Origin of the sequence: Humidesulfovibrio sp. (assembly GCF_035560995.1) — a bacterium.
Classification (GTDB): domain Bacteria; phylum Desulfobacterota; class Desulfovibrionia; order Desulfovibrionales; family Desulfovibrionaceae; genus Humidesulfovibrio.
This window is the reverse complement of record NZ_DATMYK010000159.1, coordinates 1-2,553: the sequence shown is the minus strand read 5'-3', so window position 1 is coordinate 2,553 and position 2,553 is coordinate 1. Positions and strand designations below refer to the sequence as shown.

Genomic DNA, 2,553 nt, shown 5'->3' with positions numbered 1-2,553 from the left:
CCTGCCTTGGCGCGGCTAGCCCCACCGGCTGAGGCGCAAAACGGAAATCAGCAGTACTGCCCCGGCAGTTCCCACGAGCACCTTTCCGGACAGCCCCCGGTTGCCAATGCCAACGTTCCCGAAGAGATACCCGCCGACTACCGCGCCAAAAACGCCCACCACGATGCCGCCCAGGACGCCGAAACCGCCACTCCCCAAGGTGCCGCCAAGCCAGCCGGCGACGAGTCCGATCAGAATGAACAGAACGAGCGCTTCCATGTCTTCTCCTGTCCGTTCCCTTTGCCGCACCGGCAAAGGGACCCGGTCATGCGGGCGCGGTCAGCTGCTTCAGCAGTTCGCTCGCTGCCATTGGCGCGGCCTCCGGCAGGGCCCCGGCTTCCAGGGCCGACTGGAGAGGGGCCAGCACGCCGCCCTTGCCGCTTTCCTTCTGGTTGGCGAAAACGTGGTGCATGCCCTTGCGCAAAATGGCTGACTCGGTTCCTTCGGCGATCAGGGCCGCCAGAAGCGCGGGCCAGGCCGCGCTGCCGAATTCGCCCAAAGCCTCGGCCGCCAGCCAGATGACGTCCGAATCGCTGTCTTCCAAGGCGCGCACCAGCGCCGGAATGGCCCTGGCATCCTCCATGGCGCCAAGCGCCTTGGCCGCTTCCCAGCGGACCTGCTTCTCCTTGGCGTTGACAAGGGCCCGCGCCAGAGGTGCCACGGCCTTGCCGCCCAGCGCGACAAGCCCTTCCCGCGCGCTCTGGCGGAGCATGCCGTCCGGGCTTTCGAGCGCTTCCATGTAGGCTTCCAGGGTCTTGCTTGCGGTGGCTTGCTTGCTCATGTCTTCCTCCGAACGCGATGGCGCGGTCCTTCTTACATATGTCTGTTCCGATTCCACGGGCGCGCGCACGGTCCGCTGTTCCAGGCGCCCGGCTTCGCCTGCTCCGTCACGCCGGCAAAACCGGCGTCCCAAAAGGGAGGAGCCATGATCTGAAGGATGGAGGAAAGCGTGCAGCGCGTCGGTGCGGTACCGCGCATAGGCGGGCAACTTCTCCGGGGCGCGGGGACGAATGGATGCGGTGTGAGGCGGGACGGGACATGCGCAGCGGTGCGCCGCGCAGCAATATTCCGGGGCAACCGGTGGTTGCCCCAGCCGCGTACCCAAAGAGCCCGGCCACGGAGCGTGCCGGACATGCGTTCAAAAAGAAGAAAGAGGAGTGTCAGGCGCTGCTGCGCCCGCCCTGCGCCCGCGCCTTATGCTTCTGGGGCCGTGGCCAGATATGGCAGCAGGCGGTCGGTTTCCCTTTTGACCACGGCGTAGCACTCGCAACACAAGGCTTCGAGCCTGGGCCTGTCCAGCACGGTGATGTGCCCGCGGCTGTACTCGATGATCCCCAGCTTCTGCAGCTTGCCCGCGGCTTCGGTCACGCCCTCGCGCCGGACGCCGAGCATGTTGGCTATGAGCTCCTGGGTCATGCTCAGCTGGTTGTCCGACAGGCGGTCGAGGGAAAGCAGCAGCCAGCGGCACAGCTGCTGGTCGATGCTGTGGTGCCGGTTGCACACGGCCGTCTGCGCCATCTGGGTGATGAGCGCCTGGGTATAGCGCAGCATCAGCAAAAGCAGCCCGGTGTGCCGGTTGCACTCGTCCTTGAAGATCTGCCCGAGCAGACGGTAGGCATGGCCCGCGCTCTGCACGATGGCCCGGCTGGAGGTGCTTTCCCCGCCCATGAACAGGGCAACTCCGATGACTCCCTCGTTGCCCACCACGGAAATCTCGGCCGAAGAGCCGTTCTCCATCACATACAGAAGTGAGACGATGGAATCGGTTGGAAAATAGACGTGTCGCATGGTGTCGCCGGACTCGTACAGCACCAAGCCAAGGGGCATCGGCACCAGCTCAAGCTTTGGCGACAGGCGGTCGAACACCTCGGCGGGCAGGGCGTTCAGCAGATGATTGTGCTTTGCATTTGGACGTTTGGACATCGGCACCATCCTTCGATTCGCGTAACCTCACGGTCGCCTGGACTGTATCAAGATACGCAGCTCCGTCTGTTCGGCACCGCACAGACGGGTTAACGCGCCATGGTCTATGGAGCGCATTTCTTTCCGCACTATGCGCGATAGCGCACCGACGCAATTTCCCGTGCCTGCCATGGTGATCATACCAAGCCTTCGCAATGACGCGTGGCATGGCTGTATTCGGAGGTCATCATGAAAAAGCCCTTTGACAAGAAATCCACCAGCGGCCTCGCCAAAAAACCTGAAAAGCCCCAGATCCCCGTGCCCGGAACCGGCACAGGCCCGGACGTGCGCCAGGACCGCGCGCCCCAGCCCAAACACAAGGGAAAAAAGGCCGCCGTGGGCAACATGCCCAGAATCTCCGTCCGCCCGCCTCACACCATTTGCGGTGAAGGCTCCTTCTGCATGGGAGCCTTCGGTGCGGACAGCGTGCACGGCCTGGAACACAATTAACAGGGCCAAGCCCGCCGGCGCTGGCGCTGGCGGGCGCAGGCCGCCCAGACCCTTGCCGCATTCCGCAACCGGCCAACGTCGCCGGAGCATGCACCAACATTA

The 2,553-nt window shown here is 64.3% G+C and carries 4 protein-coding genes; 1 reads left to right on the top strand and 3 read right to left on the bottom strand.

Going from position 1 to position 2,553, the window contains the following annotated elements:
* Positions 1 to 15: 15 nt before the first annotated feature.
* The 3 genes from VN419_RS06185 to VN419_RS06175 form a co-directional block, all read right to left on the bottom strand.
* The gene (locus VN419_RS06185) at positions 16 to 258 is read right to left on the bottom strand and encodes a GlsB/YeaQ/YmgE family stress response membrane protein (protein ID WP_325645553.1); all 243 of its coding nucleotides are present in this window, start codon (positions 256 to 258) and stop codon (positions 16 to 18) included.
* Between the two features lie 46 nt (positions 259 to 304).
* Positions 305 to 820, bottom strand: coding sequence for a HEAT repeat domain-containing protein (locus VN419_RS06180; RefSeq protein WP_325645551.1), 516 nt, complete (start codon positions 818 to 820; stop codon positions 305 to 307).
* 413 nt (positions 821 to 1,233) lie between these two features.
* The gene (locus VN419_RS06175; RefSeq protein WP_325645549.1) at positions 1,234 to 1,962 is read right to left on the bottom strand and encodes a Crp/Fnr family transcriptional regulator; all 729 of its coding nucleotides are present in this window, start codon (positions 1,960 to 1,962) and stop codon (positions 1,234 to 1,236) included.
* A gap of 228 nt (positions 1,963 to 2,190) precedes the next feature.
* Here VN419_RS06175 and VN419_RS06170 point away from each other — a divergent pair, with 228 nt between their 5' ends.
* Complete coding sequence (locus VN419_RS06170) at positions 2,191 to 2,451, top strand: hypothetical protein (protein ID WP_325645547.1); 261 nt, start codon at positions 2,191 to 2,193, stop codon at positions 2,449 to 2,451.
* Positions 2,452 to 2,553: the final 102 nt, after the last annotated feature.